Below are 15,157 nucleotides of genomic sequence, written 5' to 3' on the forward strand. Positions count from 1 at the left end.
AAGGGGGTCCCTTTTGCACGCCGATAGGGGGTCCTTTTTGGACGCCGATTGACAAATCAGATCCTCGGAGACAGCGTTGGGGGCGAGTACGAGACCCGCCGAGCATGTCACCTCGCCGATCGGCGTCTCATTCTCGACGCGCTGCAGCTTTCGCCTCGAGAATGCCTTGCGGGCTGCGTTCAGCATATCGCGGGCGGCTTCGGGGTCGCAGTTGTCGAACACGATGGCGATCCGCTTTGCCTCCCAGCGGCCGACCCGGTGCGGCATGCAATGATCCCGCAATGTCTGGCCCAGCGCGCGCAGGACCCGCTCGACGACGCCGATCCCATGAGCCGCCCCGATCGAGGTGACCTGATCGAGCGCAACCAGCGCAAGAAGGGTAGGGCCTTCCCGCCCGAGTGCGGCGGTGAGCACCGAGTCGATCGCGATGCGGTTGAGGAGCGAGGTAGCAGGATCGATGTCGGTATCGACGCCCAGCGAGCGTAGGCGCTCGCGGACTAGCGCCGTCTGAAGGCTCAGCTGCTTCAACCGCTCTTCGGCGCGCTCGGCCTGGGCAGTCATCCGAGCGACCGCGCTGTGAATGTTGCCGTCTGTCGAGACCAGTTCGGCCGCGGTGAGCGTGAGCGATTTGACGAAGGCATTGGCTTCCTGGGCGGTTGCCCCGATGATGTGCATGACCTCCGTGGAAAGCTCACCGATCGTCGTCGCGGTGCCATGGAGATCCGCTGGTGCCGAAATTGCTCGCACGTCTTCCTGTCGGAGGCGATAACCGCCGTCGATCAGATTGGCGACGGCCATGAAATGGGCCTCGTCAGCACCTTCGAAATAGGTGTGAGCGAAGCCGTAATTCTCGGGGCTGTGCGGCAGTCGATGCTCGTCGAGAAAATCGACAATGGCATGACCCGATTCGTCGGCTGGCGGACTGGTGCGCAGATCCATCAGAAGCCTCTATCGCCGTTCCGACACAAGGATGTCGTGCCACAGGAACAGATCGCGGTCGATGAGTTCGAGAAGTGCGTTGATAGCGGCCTCGCGGGAGCCAAGTTGATAGCGACGCTGGATCTCGTCCGCGACTCGCAGCGATGCAGGGGAGAGCGCGTAGGTGGACCGCTTGTAACCCGCAGCATCCTCGCGTTCTTTTTTGCGGCGCATCGATAGGGTCGACCGCGCGGGTTTCGGCTGAGAGTCCATATCGCCCTCTAAGCGAAACAGGTGTCACTCTCCAAAGCTCGTTTGATGGGAACGGAGTTCACCACCGGAATTGGTTCAGTTTGCTCCGGTCCGGGGCGGGGGAACCGAATTGAGCATGTTCATCAGGATGGATTGCAAAACCCGCTCGATCGCTTCGGGAGCAAGCCCATCGCCTTTCACCTGCTCGGCGAGCGACAGTAACTGGGGGCAGGAAGCTTCGACGAAGCGGCACGTGACGAGGTAGATCTTGTCGAAGCTGTCATCGAAATAGGCGAGGGGCGTCTTCATCCAGACTGCGGCAAGAAACGCACGTTGCCGGTCGATCTCCAGGATCTCCATGACCCTTATCTGCATCGCGGCCGTAAAGCTGGCGCGACCGGATTTGACCTTTCCGATGAGACTGACGCTTTTCCCGAGTCTCCGGGCCATTTCGACATTGGTTACGCCACGGCGATTCCACTGCTCGATGATAAGCGGATAGTAGAAGTCTGTCTCGGTCTGTCGGCTTGCTGCATTCCTCTGGTCAGTCATGACGACCCCCCTTCTGGGCGCTATATACGGTTATAGCCCGAGAGGCTGTCAATATTTTTTTTAGCGTTAGTCGGAACTTCTCGACGAATCGCACAATCGAAGACGCACAGCATCGACACGGTGAGCAGGAAACGCGCTGTGGCAGGGGTGGTGGGGTCGGTAGTGGCCCTGTCCCGCGCGGCCTGGAAAAGCGCCTTCTGATCGATCTGAATGCGGAAACCGACCCGGTTTTCACCATTGTCCTCGATCGTCGAGGCGCGTTCGAGCATCAGCTCGAAATCCGGCATATCCAAGAATTTCTCCAGTCCATACAGGGCGGTAGAGGAAACGGTCTCAAACCGTCGCGTTGCCAGCGACCGGGTTCTGATCGCTTCTGTTGTGAGACGGAACAGCTCATCGCTGACCCGGAAGGCGTAGATCACATTCGACATGGGGAACGGATAACCCGAGTGCGGGCGAGCGCATACCATCTGGATTGATAGTTTCTCGAGCAATCAATCATTGCCGCACGACCGGGGGTGGTCATTCCAGTTTCGCAACGAAGGCGGTAAAAAAATTCCGCAGGTGGTAAAAAAATTACCTGCTCTATGTTTGTCTGCAGACCCATCGCGTCAGTTTTTTGGCGGAAATGCGTAGTCGGTCTTTCCCGCAGTCAAAGTCGATACGGTAATTTTTTTCCGTCTTGTCGAGGGTCAATACTTGCGAAATCCTTAGGGAGACGACGCGCTTGTGCTTCGTCTTCCAAGGGGAAAGAGCATGTCTGCACTTTCAATGCCGAAGGGTGGCCAGATCAATGGTGTCCTTCTCGGTCTGGCGATCATCGCGATGGTGATGGTCCTGGGCGCGTCGGCGGCGTTCGCCGGCGCCGACACGACGTTCAATACCGCGCTGACGAAGTTCACGGACTTCCTCGAGGGCTCGGGCGGCAAGATCATCACCGTCATGAGCCTCGCGGGCGGCATCGTCGCGCTGGCGTCGGGCCGCTTCAGCCTGGGCCAGGTGGCCGTTCCCGTCGCCGTCGGCGTCGGCGCGGGCACGGGTATCCCGATCGTCACCTCGACCGTCACCGCGACGATCTGAGGCGTCGGCTGGATCAACCGCTGGGAGGGCGGCTTAGCTTATGGACCGGTACACCATCCCTTCGCATCTCGACGACCCGGAGCTGATCGGCTTCTGGACGCTGGACGAGTTCCTCGCGATGGCGATCCCCTTCATCTGGGGGATCCTGTCGCAGCACGTCGTGATCGGACTGATGGTCTCGTTGCTCGGCTGGTGGGGTTTTCGGAAACTCAAAGCCGGCAAGGCCACGTCGTGGATTCTCCACATGGCCTACTGGCACCTGCCGTCGAGTTTTACCGGGCTGAAGGCGACACCGCCCTCCCACCTTCGCGTGATGGTGGGCTAAATGGATTATTCTGTCGGTCTCGCGCAGTCGCAGCGCGTCCTCAAGCAGCGCAACATGCTCGGCATCGTCGCGCTGGTCCTCGCGGGCCTCGTGGTGCTGCTGTTCCTGGTCGGCGCGACCCGTGACCGGGAGATCGTCCTGCAGCCGATCGTCCGCTCCCCGTTGACGCTCTCGTCGAGCGGGGTCAGCGAGCAGTATCTGGAGATGGTCACGCGCGACACCGCGCTGATGACGCTCAACCGCTCGCCCGAAAATCTCGAATACTGGATGGACTCGATCCTGGCGATCGCCACGCCGGAAGCACATGGTTCGCTCAAGCGCGACCTGATGAAGATCCTCAACGAGCAGCGCGGATCGAGCATCAGCCAGTATTTCACGCTCGCCGGCATGAAGGTCGACACCGAGAAACTGACCTCGGAAGTGACCGGCACGCTGCACACCGTCGTCGGCTCGAAGTCGGTCACCGCCGAGCCGAAGACGTTCCGCTTCTACTGGGCGTATCGCGGCCTGACTCTCCAGCTCAAGGGCTTCGGGATGGTCACCAAGGCCGACAAGGACGCCGCGGCAACCATCGGAGACGACGCATGACCGCCTGGGTCGCAGTCGGGCTGATCGGGGGCGGGACCGCCTTCGCATCGCGCCTGTGTTCGCTATCGCGCCTGATCGGGGCAGGGATGATCGTCGCGGGCGGAATGGTGCTCGCCGCGCCAGCCTTTGCCGACGAGCATGTGCTGGCGAAGGACAACAGCGAGGTCGCCTGCACGATGTCGAAGTCGGGGCTGACCCGCGTCAGCCTCAAGGACGATCGCTTCGCCAGCGTCTCGAAGCTGACCACCGGGGTCGATACCGACGATTTCACCGTGGTCAACGAACCGACCCGGGGCGACATCTATGTGTCGGTCCCGGAAGCCTATTCTCGGCCGAACGTGTCGTTCTTCGGCACCACGTCGAAGGGCTATGTCTACAAATTCTCGTGCCGCCTCGCCGGTGACGACGCGCAGCAGGTGTTCGTCGAGAATAAGGATATCGGTGGCGCCGCGGAAACGCAGGTCGCGGCCGTCGCGGCATCGCCGCAGGAGGCGTCCGCCACGCTGGTCCAGGCGATGTTCCAGTCCGCGCCGCTCGAAGGGTTCGAGGTCAGGCCCGCGGTCACCGACCCGGTGATGATTGGCTCGCTCAAGGTCCAGATGGTCGCCGAGTATCGCGGCGCCAGCCTCGCAGGCCGCACGCTCAGGATCGAGAACCGGGGCAAGGTTCCGGTCGCGCTGGGCGAGGGAACGATCGCACCGTCGAACGCGATCGCGGTCTCGGTCGCCAACCCCAACCTCAAGCCCGGTGAAGCCACCACCGCCTATATCGTCACGCCTTCGGGCCTCGCCAACGGAGTGCGGCCATGAGCCTCAAGGACATCTTCCAGCGTAACCGTGCCAAGCAGCTCGATACCGAGCCGGAGGAGGGCGGGGACAGCGAGCTGATGGCCGGCAACGATGCCGTCCGCAAGAAGCAGCTGCTCTACCTCGGCTGTGGTGGCGCCGTCGCGCTGGTGCTGGGCTCCTGGTACGTCATGGGCGACGATGCCAAGCTGAAGCCGGTCGGCACCGACGGGAAGGAGGTGAAGATCACCACCGACGACATGGTCAACCGGAACATGTCGCAGCGTGAATGGCAGGCCGCATCCGAAGCGCAGATGCAGTCGATCAACAATCAGCTGAAGGGCGTCGACGGCCAGCGCGCGCAGATGGAGCAGTTGCAGGCGCAGATCGCCGCGCTCCAGGGCGAGAAGCAGTCGATGGCGAGCGATGGCCAGCGGGTCATGAGCGCCTATCAGCAGGAGAACGACCAGCTTCGCCAGCAGATCGCGCAGCGTAACGCCGCGCCGGCCGCGCCGGCTCCGACGCAGATGTATGGCCCCGGCCAGCCCAATTACCGCACTCCCGGCGCGCCGATGACGGCGGGCGAGGCGGCAGCGGCTGCGGTGTCGCAGTCGCGCTCGATCAAGCTGGTGTCGTTCGAGGGCGGCCCCTCGGGCACCGCGACTCGGATCTCGGGTGGCACGACCAGCTACACCGACAGCCCCAATTACCTGCCGCCCAACTCGATCGCGAAGGCGAAGGTCATCGTCGGCGTCGACGCCTCGGCGGGGGTGCAGTCGCAGACCGATCCGCTGCCGGTGATCCTGCGCATCACCGGCCCGGCGCGCTCGGTCTACCAGAACGGCAAGCTGCTCACGACGCGGATCGAAGGCTGCGTCATCAACGGCGCGGCGCGCGGCGATCTCTCTTCCGAGAAGGTCTATGTGAAGCTGCAGCGGATGACCTGTCCGCAGGCCAATGGCCGGTTCGCGGTGTCGGACGTGAAGGGCTTCATCAGCTTCGCCGGCAAGACCGGCGTGCGCGGCCGTGTCGTCAGTCGCGAGGGCTCCTTGGCGATGCAAGCTTTCTTTGCCGGGCTTGTAGGTGGTGCAGGCAATGCGCTGAACACTGCCTTCAACCAGCCACTCGCAACCTTCGAGACAGACGGCAAAGGAGGGATCAATCGCACCCCGAGCATCGGCAACGTCGGTTTGCGCGCTTTGGGCGGCGGCGCCGACGAGAGCGGTCGAACAGTTTCCAAATACCTGATCGAGCGCGCCGAACAGTACCAGCCCATCATCGAGATGCCGACCGGCATCGATGTCGAGATCGTCTTCCTCGAAGGCGTCTTCATCCAGAACTGAGCCCGGAAGGAGGCGGTCACATGGCAAATACTATCATGATCGGCGCGATGGCGGGGGCGGCGATGCTGCTGACCGGCTCGGCCGAAGCGCCGATCGGCGCGCAGGTCCAGGTCGCGCTGCAGAAGCGGCTTCCCAAGACCAAGGTCGATGCGATCGACTGCTCCAAGGTCGACGGGCTGTGCGAGGTCGTGGCGGGTGCGAACTTGTTCTACGTCGACAAGTCGGCGCGCTATCTCGTCATCGGCCGCGTCTATGACATGGAGACGCGGCAGGATCTGACCGCCGCCAAGCTGCTCGCGCTCAATCCCGATATGCTGGTGGGCGGCGCGGCGAAGGCCAATGCCACGCCCGATGCGCCCGAGGCCGGCGCGGCGCGGGCGGGTGCGCGAGTCACGACCCAGCCCGCCGTCGCCCGCACGCTCGATGTGACGCGGCTGTCGAGCAAGGGTGCGATCGTGTGGGGTTCGGGCACGCAGACGGTCACCGTCTTCTCCGATTTCCACTGCGGCTACTGCCGCGCGCTCAGTCAGGCGCTCGAGACGATGAACGTGCGCGTCATCGAGCGCCCGATCTCGGTGCTGGGAAGCCGCGAGATCGCCAACCAGGTGCTGTGCGCCCGCGATCGTCATGCGGCGGTCCGCGCGGCCTATGCGCAGAACCCGGTCCCGGCAGGCCCGAAGTGCGACACCAGCGGTCTCGATGAGAACGAGGCGTTCGCCAAGGCGCACGGCATCAACGGGACGCCCGTCATCGTCCGCTCCGACGGGGCGGTGATCGAGGGTTTCAGGCCCAAGGCCCAGCTCGTCGAATGGTTGAAGGGAGCCAAGTCGTGACCCGATCCGTGATCCGCCTGCCGGCCTGCCCGGTTTCCGACTATCGCCCGCACGCCCGCGCGAAGCGTATTGCGGCGCTGGCGACGACCGCGAGCCTGGGACTGCTCGCCAGCTGCACCACGCTGGGGACCAACATCTCGGGCAAGTTCGCGTGCGGCGCGCCCGAGGGCGGCAGCTGCTCGCCGGCGACCGTCATCGATGACAAGGCGCTGGCCGAGATCACCGGCGACAGCGGCTATCATCCGGCAGGCCCGTACCAGGCACCCGCGCGCAACAGCGGGGGAACGCAGCGGATCGCCTATGCCTCGACGCCGGTGCCGGCGCAGGCGGCGGGGGTCGGGCCGCAGAAGGTGTTGCGGATCGTGTTCCCCTCGCATGTCGACGCGGCTGGGCGCTTCCACGAGACCGCGGTCGTGCAGGCGGTGGTCGACAACGGCCAGTGGCTGGCGGCGACCGACGGCCACGGTTCGGCGCTTGCCGCGACGCAGACGCTCAACGTCAGCCCCGAGATCCTCTCGCAGCTCGGCGCGCCGATCGCCGCGCTTCCCCCGGTGCCCGCCGAGGTCGCGCAGGTCGCCGCCCCGGCAGCGGCCGCAGGTGCGGCGAGCGCGGTCGGCGCACCAAGTGCGGCAGCGGTCGCGGCCGCGCGGGCCAGGGCGCGCGACGCGGCTGCTGGCAAGGGTGTGCCGATCGCCGCGACGCAGAAGCCGGCTTCGCCCGAACTCGCGTCGAGCACGCCGGGTAACCGCCCAGCGACCTTCTCGCCGCGCGTGGAGGACTGATCGTCATGGCGAAGACCGGCTTCATAGCCCGCCTGCTCGGCGATACGCGCGCACCCGACCAGGGAACACCCTCGCATGGCGCGCCGATGCTGTCGCAGTGGCTGCCGTATCGCAGCTACGACGCGCGGCACGACCTGTTCTACCAGACCGACAGCATCGCGTTCGCGCTGGAACTCGCGCCGCTCATGGGTGCGGACGAGCGCACCGGGGAGATCATCGCGCAGATGCTGTCCGAGAGCGTCCCGCCCAGCGCGCGGGTCCAGCTGCTCGCATTCCAGAGCCCGCGTGTGGGCGCGCTGATCGCGCAATATGCGCTGCCGCGCTACAAGGCGGGCGGCATCCATCGCAAGATCGCCGAGCGGCGGTCGGCGTTCCTGCGTCACGGCGCATGGGTATCGATGTCGAAGGACGGACCGTTCCACGTCCGCAACCATCGCATCTTCCTGTCGGTCTCGATCCGTAGCGGGAAGGCGACACCGGAGGAGCTGACCGGCGTCCGCGACAGCATCGTCTCGACGCTGCAGTCGATCGACATGCCGGCAACCCGGCTGAAGCCGGTCGATCTGATCGCGCTGATCGACGACATCACCGCGCCGGCGTTCGACGTCTCCGACCACGTCTCGGAATATTCAGAACTCGATCCGATCGCCGACCAATGCGTGCGGCGCGACGTCCAGACCGTCGTCCAGGCCGACCGCCTGCTGGTATCGGTCGAGCCGCTGCGCGCGGTGACGAACCTGTCGGGCGAGACGCAGTATCAGGAGATCCGGCCCGACACGTTCGACTATCGCTTCTTCTCGGTCAGGAACCTGCCGAACCGCTGGGCGCCGTGGGACGTGCAGAAGCTGATCGGCGACATGTTCTCCGACAAGCTGCGCCCGGGGTGCCCGACTCTCACGTCGCTATGCCTGTGCTACCAGGACGAACAGGCCGCCTCGTCTAAGGCCGGTTACAAGTTCATGCGTACGTCGAGCCTGGCGGACTCGAAGTCGGCGCGGCTGCTCCCGCAGCTGAAGGACCAGAGCCGCGAATGGGAGCATGTCACCCAGGAGCTGCGTCTCGGCAAGAAGCTGGTGCAGGCCTATTATGCGGTAGGCATCATCAGCCCGAAGGGGCAGGGGGACGCTAACGAGCGCACCGTCAAGTCGATGTACAAGGCGGCCGGGTGGGACCTGCTCGACGAGCGGTTCCTCCAGATCATGGCGTTCATGTCGTGTCTGCCGATGACGCTCGGCAACGGGCTCGACAGCGACCTGAAGCGCATGAAGCGGCTGCGCACGATGCTGACCTCGACCGCGGCGAATATGCTGCCGATCCAGGGCGAGTATCTCGGCGGGCATCTGCCGCACCTGATGTTCATCGGGCGGCGCGGCCAGCCCTTCTTCTGGTCGCCGTTCGAGAACAAGGCCGGCAACCACAATGTCGCGGTGTTCGGCAAGTCCGGCTCGGGCAAGTCGGTCGCGCTGCAAGAGCTGTGCGCGGCGTTCGCCGGCGTGGGCGCCAAGATCATCGTGATCGATGACGGCCGCTCGTTCGAGCATATGGCCAAGAGCCTGGGCGGCAACTTCGTCGAGTTTCGCCTGCGCGACGGGTTCAGCCTCAATCCGTTCTCGATGATCGACGAGACGCTGGTGGCGCAGGACGAGGATTATCTCGTCGACGCGCTGGCGATGCTCAAGTCGATCATCGGGCAGATGGGCCGTCACATCGACAAGCTCAACGACACCGAGCGCGGTCTGATCGATCGTGCGGTCAACCAGGTGTGGGAGGCCAAGGGCAGGGGAGGGTGCGTCGACGACGTGATCGAGGCGCTCGGCTCCGACGGCTCTGTGCAGGGGACGGATCTCGCGATCGCGATGTTCCCGTTCTCGGGAAAGGGCACCTACGGCAGCTTCTTCACCGGTGAGGCGTCGGTGGACATGTCGAACGCGCTAACGGTGTTCGAACTCTCGGACCTGTCGAGCCGCGAGGAACTGCGCTCGGTCGTGCTGACCGCGATCATGTTCATGTCGTCGCAGACGATGCGCCGGATGGACCGCCAGATCCCCAAGGCGCTGCTGATCGACGAGGCGTGGCAGATGCTGCGCGGTGGGTCGATGGCCGATTTCGTCGAGACCTACAGCCGAACCTGCCGCAAATATGGCGCCTCGCTCATCACCGCGACGCAGAGCCTCAACGACTATTACAAGTCGGAAGGGAGCCTCGCGGCGCTGGAGAACTCCGACTGGTCGGTCATCCTGATGCAGAAGCCCGACACGATCTCGGACTTCCAGAAGCACGGCCGCTTCGACATGGACCCCTACACCGAAAGCCTGCTGCGTTCGCTGAAGCGCAACGGCGCGGAATATTCCGACATCCTCATCAAGGGGCCGGAATCGATGGCGGTCGGGCGGCTCGTCCTCGATAAATATTCGGCGACGCTCTATTCCTCCAGCCCGCAGACCTTCGCCGATATCGAGCATCTGATCGACCTCGGCTGTTCGATGGACGAGGCGATCGAACGCGTCGCCTTCCCCGAGGAATATCGCGACAATCCTCCGGGCGAGCCCTGGGTGGAGGCGGCGGAATGAACGCCTTCACGCACGAGCGCGACTGGCGTACGCCGACCGCGACCGACTGGAAACGCACGGGCACGCGCGCGATCGGCGACGCCTGCTACATCCTGTTGCGGGTGTCGGGCTGGATGGCGATGACGCTGCTCGCGACCTTCGGCGTCGCGATCCTGTTCTTCCTGATGCTAGGCGACTTCACCGCGCTCGGCTTCTTCTCGCAGGTCGCCAACCTCGGCACGCGCTTCGTCGCGGCCGACCAGGCACGCCGCGCGGCGTTCGGCGACCAGCTGTTCGTCGTGTGGCTGGTCGCGTTCGGCATCGTCGCCGTGACCCGCGTGCGCCTGCTCGGCGCGATCATCACTTCCACGAAAGGCCCCCGTCATGGTTGATGTTCTCGATCGTCCCGAGGTCGCGTCCGCGGCGGTGCAACCGTCCGCTCCGGCCCCGGCACCCCGTGATGACGCTGCCGGTGCGGCACCGCGCCGTCCGGTCGCGGACAAGGTGGATCGCCGCAAGCCGCAGGGCCTGCCCGTCATCGCCTATGTCGCGGTCGCGCTGGCGGTCGCGGTACTGCTCTGGGGGGCGTGGGTGACCAAGCATCTCCTTGCCCCGCCCGCGACCGTGCCGATGGCGAGCGTCCGGCTCGAAGGCATCGTCTCGGAATATGTCCAGGCGCAGAGCCACAGTAACGGCCAGCCCCAACAGGTGGCCGCGCAGACCCAGGCCTTCATGTCCGCGCTCGACGACGAGATGAAGAAGGTCGGCGCGAGCGGCACCACCGTCCTCGTCGGCGAGGCGGTCCTCTCGAAGAACGTCCCCGATATCACCGACCAGATCCGCCGCGCGGTCTTCGCGCGCGTGCCGCTCCCCGCGGCCGCGCCGAACACCCCGGCCGGTCCCGCGGTCGGTGCGATGCTTCCCCAAGCCTCCGGGAACGTCGCGCCGGCCGCGCCAGGGGCGGCGGTCCCGACCGCTTCGCCGTTCGGGCCTGCGCCGGTCTCGCCGGTCGAGGCGACGGTCACCCAGTCCGCGCCGGGAGGGGTCGATGGCAGCGGCAACTGAGGCGCTGGCGCGGGTCGGTCATGCGGCTCCCACGGCGGTTGACGTCGCCGGGGACCGCGCGGCCCGCAAGGCGCTGATCGTCAAGCGGGTCCGCCAGTGGAGCGCGGTCGCGCTGCTCGGGATCGTGTGGGGCGGCTACAACTCGATCGCCGCGTGGCGCGAGACGCACGCCTTCATGATAAACGCGAGCGAGAGCCTCCCCAACTGGGCGTTCTTCATCCAGCGCGGCCGCGTGCCCGCCAAGGGCGACTATGTGTTCTTCGCGCCGCCCGAGGGCGAGCTGGTGCGCCGCCACTTCGGACCGGATTCGGGACCGTTCGGCAAGCGCGTGATCGGCGAGGCCGGGGCGCTGGTCGAGCATCGCGGGAAATGGGTCTATGTCGACGGCGTCCGCGTCGCGCACATGAAGCCGCGCTCGCGCTTCGGCGAGGTGCTGACGCCGGGACCGGTCGGGCGCGTTCCCGAGGGCTGCTATTATGTCGGCACCGCACACCCCGACGGGTTCGACAGCCGCTACGGCGAGATCGGCTTTGCCTGCGCGAAGCAGATCATCGGCACCGGGACGCCGATCCTGTGATCCGGCGCGCGGGCCTTTTCGGCGGAACCCTGGGCGTGGCGCTGGTCGCCTCGTCGTCCTGGCCGATCGTGCAGGGCGCGCTCGCAAAGGATCACGGCGTGATGGGCCAGACCTGGGCGATCGCCGAGCCGGATCTGCTGGCGACGATCGATACCCGGCTGAAGACGCTGCAGGCCAATGGCGGCATCGAGCGCATGCAGACGGCGCTGCGTGAAAAAACCGAGGAACGTGTCCGCAACCCGATCCCCGTCGCCGGCATCGGCGCGGTGCGCGAGAGCCGCAGCTGGACGTTCGACCCGACGATCGTGCTCGATCAGGACATCCAGGACCAGAAGGGCCGGCTCGTCGCGCGCGCCGGGCAGCGGGTCAATCCGCTGTCGTTCGTCGCGATGAAGACCGACCTCGTGTTTATCGACGGCCGCGACGATGCGCAGGTCGACTGGGCGCTGAAGCGGTGGACCGCGCAGAATGCCAAGATCATCTTCGTCGCCGGCTCGCCGTTCAACCGCATGGGCGAGAAGAAGCGCCGCTTCTTCTTCGACCAGCAGGGCAAGCTCACCAGCCATTTCGGGATCGCGCGCGTCCCCGCCGTGGTCGAACCGGCGGGCCAGGTGCTCAAGATCAGCGAGATCGAGATGTCGGGAGCGGGCGCATGATGTGGCTCGATATTCTCAGGACGCCGATGGCCGCGCCCGAGACGCCGGCCCTCAAGGCGATGCGGCTCGCGATCCTGTGGTCGGCGATCGGGCTGGCGATCGCCATCTGCGCGTTGCAGCCGCTGCGCGCGGTGCTCGGCGCCGGGGCAGGGGGCGCGCTTGCCGGACTGGTGCTGGCGCTGGTCGTGCTGGTGCCGGTGTATGTGATCGCCAAGAACCGGGCCGATAACGCTTTCCTTGACGCAAGCCTCGCGGCGCAGCCGGACGGGGAGGGCAGGGCATGACGACTGAGCGCATCAGCCTGATCGCGCGCTACGCGCTTCTGTGTGTCGCGGCAGTCGGCTTCGGGTGGACATATGTTCTCGCCATATTCGCGCTGTTCCCGGCCTGGATGTTCTTTCCCGTCGTCGCCTTGTCGATGGTCGTATCGATCGCGACCGTGGCGTTGCTCTCGAGCGTCCCTGCGCTGCTGTTCCTGTCCCGCGTGCATTGCGAGATCGAGTCCCTCGTACGAAGGCTTCTCGGGGGCCGTGCCGATCCGGTGACCGCCGCGTCGATCGGAAACGAAATCGATGTCGTCCTTGCCGAAAGCGGGCGGACGATATCGGTTGGCAAACGCCGTGCGCTGGTGCGCGCGCTGGCCGATCAGTCGATAAGCTTCGATGGACGCGACCGCGCCCGGATGGTGCCCCTGGTCATCGCTTTCTCCGAGGAGCCCGGCGCATGATCCGCCGCCTGCTCACCCTGCTCGGCATGATCGCCGCGTTCGCGCTGCTGCCGGCGCCGGCGAGCGCGCTCCCGGCCAACTGCACCGGCAAGTTCGTCAACCCGATCACCGACGTCTGCTGGTCGTGCCTGTTCCCGCTGTCGGTGGGCGGCGCGCACATCTGGCCGGGGAGCCGACCCGATACCAAGAACCCAAGCCTGCCGGTCTGTGCGTGCGGTTCGCCGATCCCGCGCATCGGCATCTCGATCGGCTTCTGGGAACCGGCGCGGCTCGTCGATGTGACCACCAAGCCGTGGTGCTTCCCGAATCTCGGCGGACTTCGCCTCAATCCGGGGCTCGATATCGGGCAGGGCCAGTATACCGGGCCGAAGATCGCGGGCGGTACGACCCAGAACAGCGCCAACTGGCAGGCGCATTATTACGTCTACCCGCTGCTCTACTGGATGGAGATCCTGACCGACTTCCTGTGTTTCGAGCAAGCCTCGTTCGACGTCGCCTATATGACCGAGATCGATCCGCTCTGGAACGACGACGTGCTGACCACGCTCATCAATCCCGAGGTCGCGCTGTTCAACAATCCGATCGCGGTCGCCGCCTGCGCGGCCGACTGCGTCGCGGCGAGCGCGAAGCTGCCGATCGACCCGATGTTCTGGTGCTCGGGCTGCAACGGCTCGATGTTCCCGATGAACGGCAATATCGCGGCGCATAATTCGCCGGTCCAGTCCTCGCGCCTCGCGGCCGAGCGGCTCCTGTTCAAGATGCACCGGCAGGGGCTGGCCTGGGGCACCGCTGGATCGAAGGCGCTCTGCAACAAGTACGTCATGCCGATCCTGAAGAAGTCGCAATACCGCATCCAGATGACCAACCCGACGCCCACGGTGAGCGGCAAATATGCCTGCTCGCCGATCGGCGCGACGACGCTCCCGCCCGACGCGGGCCGGGCCTTCCCCGTCAAGGGCGAGGACTTCGGCTACCTGCTCTGGCGCAAGCGCAACTGCTGCATGCTGTGAGGACCTGACATGAAGAAGCTCCTCCTTTCCGCGCTGGCCATCGCCTCGATCGGCACCGGCTGCGCCGTTCTCGCCCAGACCGTCGAGGGGCTCGATCTCGACGCGATCCGCGCGCGATCGGCCAAGTCCGAACAGGACGCGACCGCGCTAGTGAACGAGGTGGAGCGGCGCGGCGACGCGTTCCGCAAGGATGCGCAGACCGTGCAGGCGGTCGCGCTGGAGCAGATGCGCACGATCGACAAGGCGAGCCTGCCCACGGGGCCGGCGGGTGCGGTCGACTTCGACGAGATGATCCACGCCGCGTCCGCCAACCTCAAGGAGAACCAGGGCACTGCGCCGCAGTTCATGGTGTTCGTGTCCACCTCGATGCCCGAACAGGCGCTGAAGCGGATCATCGCCGATACCTCGGCCGCTGGCGGTGTCGTGGTGTTCCGGGGCTTCCCCGGTAATTCGGGGAAGGCGTTCATCGCCGCGCTCTCCAGGGTGGTCGAGAAGGACCAGCAGTTCGCCTCGATCGGGATCGACCCGCGCCTGTTCCGCGCGTTCGACGTGACCGCGGTCCCGACGATGGTGGTCTCGTCGAGCGATTTCACGCCGTGCGACGGCCTCACATGCAAGACGACGCCGCCTCCGTTCGATCGCATCGAGGGCAATGTCACGGTGCGCTACGCGCTGGAGACGTTCGCGGGCGAGAACGGTCCCGGCGCGCTGGTCGCGCGGACCGCGCTCGCCAACCTCGGCCGGAATCCCTGAACCATGCGGGGGGGCCGCATCCTGATCGGTCTTCTGGCGCCGGTTCTGGCAGCGCAGGCGCTCGCCCAGGTCCAGTCCACCCAGCAGGCCCAGCAGGGCGTCGGCGACTTCTACGGCCTGGGCGATTACACCTACTTCAGCGACACGACCCCCAAGCCCACCCCGACCCCCACACCCACATCCGCGCCGGTCGCCAAGACGACGGTGACCAGCGTCCCCGAGCCGAGCGCGGCTGTCGCGCGGACAACCGCCAGCTCGGCCCGCACGGCGCAGCCCGCGGCATCGAGCAATGCGGCAGCGGCCGAGCCGAGCGCGCAGTCGAGCAGTTCAACCTACACTTACCCCAAGGGGGATATGGCGGG

Annotated in this window: 20 protein-coding genes and 1 pseudogene; 17 read left to right on the forward strand and 4 right to left on the reverse strand. The window is 65.8% G+C overall.

The genetic code is table 11. From position 1 onward, the window contains the following. The 4 genes from AX685_RS03685 to AX685_RS03700 form a co-directional block, all read right to left on the reverse strand. A partial coding sequence (locus tag AX685_RS03685; protein WP_156445648.1) for a GGDEF domain-containing protein occupies window positions 1-939 on the reverse strand: 939 nt, incomplete at its 3' end. Window positions 940-948: 9 nt separating this feature from the next. Then, window positions 949-1,152 (reverse strand): hypothetical protein, encoded by a 204-nt coding sequence (locus tag AX685_RS21385; RefSeq protein WP_010409268.1) that lies wholly within the window; start codon window positions 1,150-1,152, stop codon window positions 949-951. Between the two features lie 114 nt (window positions 1,153-1,266). Further along, window positions 1,267-1,722, reverse strand: a complete 456-nt coding sequence (locus AX685_RS03695; RefSeq protein WP_066282733.1) for a helix-turn-helix domain-containing protein — start codon at window positions 1,720-1,722, stop codon at window positions 1,267-1,269. 20 nt (window positions 1,723-1,742) lie between these two features. After that, complete coding sequence (locus AX685_RS03700) at window positions 1,743-2,153, reverse strand: hypothetical protein (RefSeq protein ID WP_066282732.1); 411 nt, start codon at window positions 2,151-2,153, stop codon at window positions 1,743-1,745. Between the two features lie 394 nt (window positions 2,154-2,547). Here AX685_RS03700 and AX685_RS03705 point away from each other — a divergent pair, with 394 nt between their 5' ends. From AX685_RS03705 to AX685_RS03785, 17 genes and pseudogenes are all read left to right on the forward strand, one after another. Beyond that, a complete protein-coding gene (locus AX685_RS03705) occupies window positions 2,548-2,802 on the forward strand; it encodes a hypothetical protein (RefSeq protein WP_371262956.1) in 255 nt (84 codons plus the stop codon). Between the two features lie 40 nt (window positions 2,803-2,842). Next, the gene (gene traL, locus AX685_RS03710; RefSeq protein WP_007406330.1) at window positions 2,843-3,127 is read left to right on the forward strand and encodes a type IV conjugative transfer system protein TraL; all 285 of its coding nucleotides are present in this window, start codon (window positions 2,843-2,845) and stop codon (window positions 3,125-3,127) included. Beyond that, window positions 3,128-3,715: a type IV conjugative transfer system protein TraE gene (locus AX685_RS03715; protein WP_064312054.1), complete on the forward strand. Its 588-nt coding sequence runs from the start codon at window positions 3,128-3,130 to the stop codon at window positions 3,713-3,715. It begins immediately after the preceding gene. Next, entirely contained in the window at window positions 3,712-4,524 is an 813-nt protein-coding gene (locus AX685_RS03720) for a type-F conjugative transfer system secretin TraK (RefSeq protein WP_066282723.1), read from the forward strand. Before AX685_RS03715 ends, AX685_RS03720 begins: the two co-directional genes overlap by 4 nt. Beyond that, window positions 4,521-5,843, forward strand: coding sequence for a TraB/VirB10 family protein (locus AX685_RS03725; RefSeq protein WP_007406327.1), 1,323 nt, complete (start codon window positions 4,521-4,523; stop codon window positions 5,841-5,843). Before AX685_RS03720 ends, AX685_RS03725 begins: the two co-directional genes overlap by 4 nt. 20 nt (window positions 5,844-5,863) lie before the next feature. Further along, a complete protein-coding gene (locus AX685_RS03730; RefSeq protein ID WP_066282721.1) occupies window positions 5,864-6,676 on the forward strand; it encodes a DsbC family protein in 813 nt (270 codons plus the stop codon). Then, window positions 6,673-7,458 (forward strand): conjugation transfer protein, encoded by a 786-nt coding sequence (locus tag AX685_RS03735; RefSeq protein ID WP_010409254.1) that lies wholly within the window; start codon window positions 6,673-6,675, stop codon window positions 7,456-7,458. The genes AX685_RS03730 and AX685_RS03735 overlap by 4 nt, the downstream gene beginning before the upstream one ends. 5 nt (window positions 7,459-7,463) lie before the next feature. After that, the gene (gene traC, locus AX685_RS03740; RefSeq protein WP_007406319.1) at window positions 7,464-10,028 is read left to right on the forward strand and encodes a type IV secretion system protein TraC; all 2,565 of its coding nucleotides are present in this window, start codon (window positions 7,464-7,466) and stop codon (window positions 10,026-10,028) included. Next, window positions 10,025-10,399 carry a hypothetical protein gene (locus AX685_RS03745; RefSeq protein WP_024310622.1) on the forward strand — a complete coding sequence of 125 codons (375 nt, stop codon included), beginning with the start codon at window positions 10,025-10,027 and terminating at the stop codon, window positions 10,397-10,399. Before traC ends, AX685_RS03745 begins: the two co-directional genes overlap by 4 nt. Continuing rightward, window positions 10,392-11,072 (forward strand): TrbI F-type domain-containing protein, encoded by a 681-nt coding sequence (locus AX685_RS03750; RefSeq protein ID WP_024310621.1) that lies wholly within the window; start codon window positions 10,392-10,394, stop codon window positions 11,070-11,072. The genes AX685_RS03745 and AX685_RS03750 overlap by 8 nt, the downstream gene beginning before the upstream one ends. Beyond that, window positions 11,056-11,649, forward strand: coding sequence for a S26 family signal peptidase (locus tag AX685_RS03755; RefSeq protein ID WP_024310620.1), 594 nt, complete (start codon window positions 11,056-11,058; stop codon window positions 11,647-11,649). The genes AX685_RS03750 and AX685_RS03755 overlap by 17 nt, the downstream gene beginning before the upstream one ends. After that, on the forward strand, window positions 11,646-12,305 hold the full coding sequence (gene traW / locus AX685_RS03760; protein ID WP_024310619.1) for a type-F conjugative transfer system protein TraW: 660 nt from the start codon (window positions 11,646-11,648) through the stop codon (window positions 12,303-12,305). Before AX685_RS03755 ends, traW begins: the two co-directional genes overlap by 4 nt. Then, window positions 12,302-12,589 (forward strand): hypothetical protein, encoded by a 288-nt coding sequence (locus AX685_RS03765; protein ID WP_007406328.1) that lies wholly within the window; start codon window positions 12,302-12,304, stop codon window positions 12,587-12,589. The genes traW and AX685_RS03765 overlap by 4 nt, the downstream gene beginning before the upstream one ends. Further along, on the forward strand, window positions 12,586-13,032 hold the full coding sequence (locus tag AX685_RS03770) for a hypothetical protein (protein WP_007406338.1): 447 nt from the start codon (window positions 12,586-12,588) through the stop codon (window positions 13,030-13,032). The genes AX685_RS03765 and AX685_RS03770 overlap by 4 nt, the downstream gene beginning before the upstream one ends. Then, window positions 13,029-14,042, forward strand: a complete 1,014-nt coding sequence (gene traU / locus AX685_RS03775; protein WP_066282719.1) for a conjugal transfer pilus assembly protein TraU — start codon at window positions 13,029-13,031, stop codon at window positions 14,040-14,042. Before AX685_RS03770 ends, traU begins: the two co-directional genes overlap by 4 nt. A gap of 9 nt (window positions 14,043-14,051) precedes the next feature. Further along, window positions 14,052-14,795, forward strand: coding sequence for a type-F conjugative transfer system pilin assembly protein TrbC (gene trbC / locus AX685_RS03780; protein ID WP_066282717.1), 744 nt, complete (start codon window positions 14,052-14,054; stop codon window positions 14,793-14,795). A gap of 3 nt (window positions 14,796-14,798) precedes the next feature. Then, a pseudogene (locus tag AX685_RS03785) lies at window positions 14,799-15,157 on the forward strand (conjugal transfer protein TraN); the annotation flags it as partial.

The sequence above is a fragment of the Sphingomonas sp. CCH9-F2 genome (assembly GCF_001556735.1).
GTDB classification, from domain to species: Bacteria; Pseudomonadota; Alphaproteobacteria; order Sphingomonadales; family Sphingomonadaceae; genus Sphingomonas; species Sphingomonas ginsenosidimutans.

Coding starts and splice junctions, on each gene's coding strand:
- AX685_RS03745 (WP_024310622.1), top strand. CDS start 10,025: ATGAACGCCTTCACGCACGAGCGCGACTGGCGTACGCCGACCGCGACC.
- AX685_RS03770 (WP_007406338.1), top strand. CDS start 12,586: ATGACGACTGAGCGCATCAGCCTGATCGCGCGCTACGCGCTTCTGTGT.
- AX685_RS03695 (WP_066282733.1), bottom strand. CDS start 1,722: ATGACTGACCAGAGGAATGCAGCAAGCCGACAGACCGAGACAGACTTC.
- AX685_RS03750 (WP_024310621.1), top strand. CDS start 10,392: ATGGTTGATGTTCTCGATCGTCCCGAGGTCGCGTCCGCGGCGGTGCAA.
- AX685_RS03725 (WP_007406327.1), top strand. CDS start 4,521: ATGAGCCTCAAGGACATCTTCCAGCGTAACCGTGCCAAGCAGCTCGAT.
- AX685_RS03755 (WP_024310620.1), top strand. CDS start 11,056: ATGGCAGCGGCAACTGAGGCGCTGGCGCGGGTCGGTCATGCGGCTCCC.
- trbC (WP_066282717.1), top strand. CDS start 14,052: ATGAAGAAGCTCCTCCTTTCCGCGCTGGCCATCGCCTCGATCGGCACC.
- AX685_RS03765 (WP_007406328.1), top strand. CDS start 12,302: ATGATGTGGCTCGATATTCTCAGGACGCCGATGGCCGCGCCCGAGACG.
- AX685_RS03715 (WP_064312054.1), top strand. CDS start 3,128: ATGGATTATTCTGTCGGTCTCGCGCAGTCGCAGCGCGTCCTCAAGCAG.
- traC (WP_007406319.1), top strand. CDS start 7,464: ATGGCGAAGACCGGCTTCATAGCCCGCCTGCTCGGCGATACGCGCGCA.
- traU (WP_066282719.1), top strand. CDS start 13,029: ATGATCCGCCGCCTGCTCACCCTGCTCGGCATGATCGCCGCGTTCGCG.
- AX685_RS03730 (WP_066282721.1), top strand. CDS start 5,864: ATGGCAAATACTATCATGATCGGCGCGATGGCGGGGGCGGCGATGCTG.
- AX685_RS03705 (WP_371262956.1), top strand. CDS start 2,548: ATGGTGATGGTCCTGGGCGCGTCGGCGGCGTTCGCCGGCGCCGACACG.
- AX685_RS03720 (WP_066282723.1), top strand. CDS start 3,712: ATGACCGCCTGGGTCGCAGTCGGGCTGATCGGGGGCGGGACCGCCTTC.
- AX685_RS21385 (WP_010409268.1), bottom strand. CDS start 1,152: ATGCGCCGCAAAAAAGAACGCGAGGATGCTGCGGGTTACAAGCGGTCC.
- traL (WP_007406330.1), top strand. CDS start 2,843: ATGGACCGGTACACCATCCCTTCGCATCTCGACGACCCGGAGCTGATC.
- AX685_RS03700 (WP_066282732.1), bottom strand. CDS start 2,153: ATGTCGAATGTGATCTACGCCTTCCGGGTCAGCGATGAGCTGTTCCGT.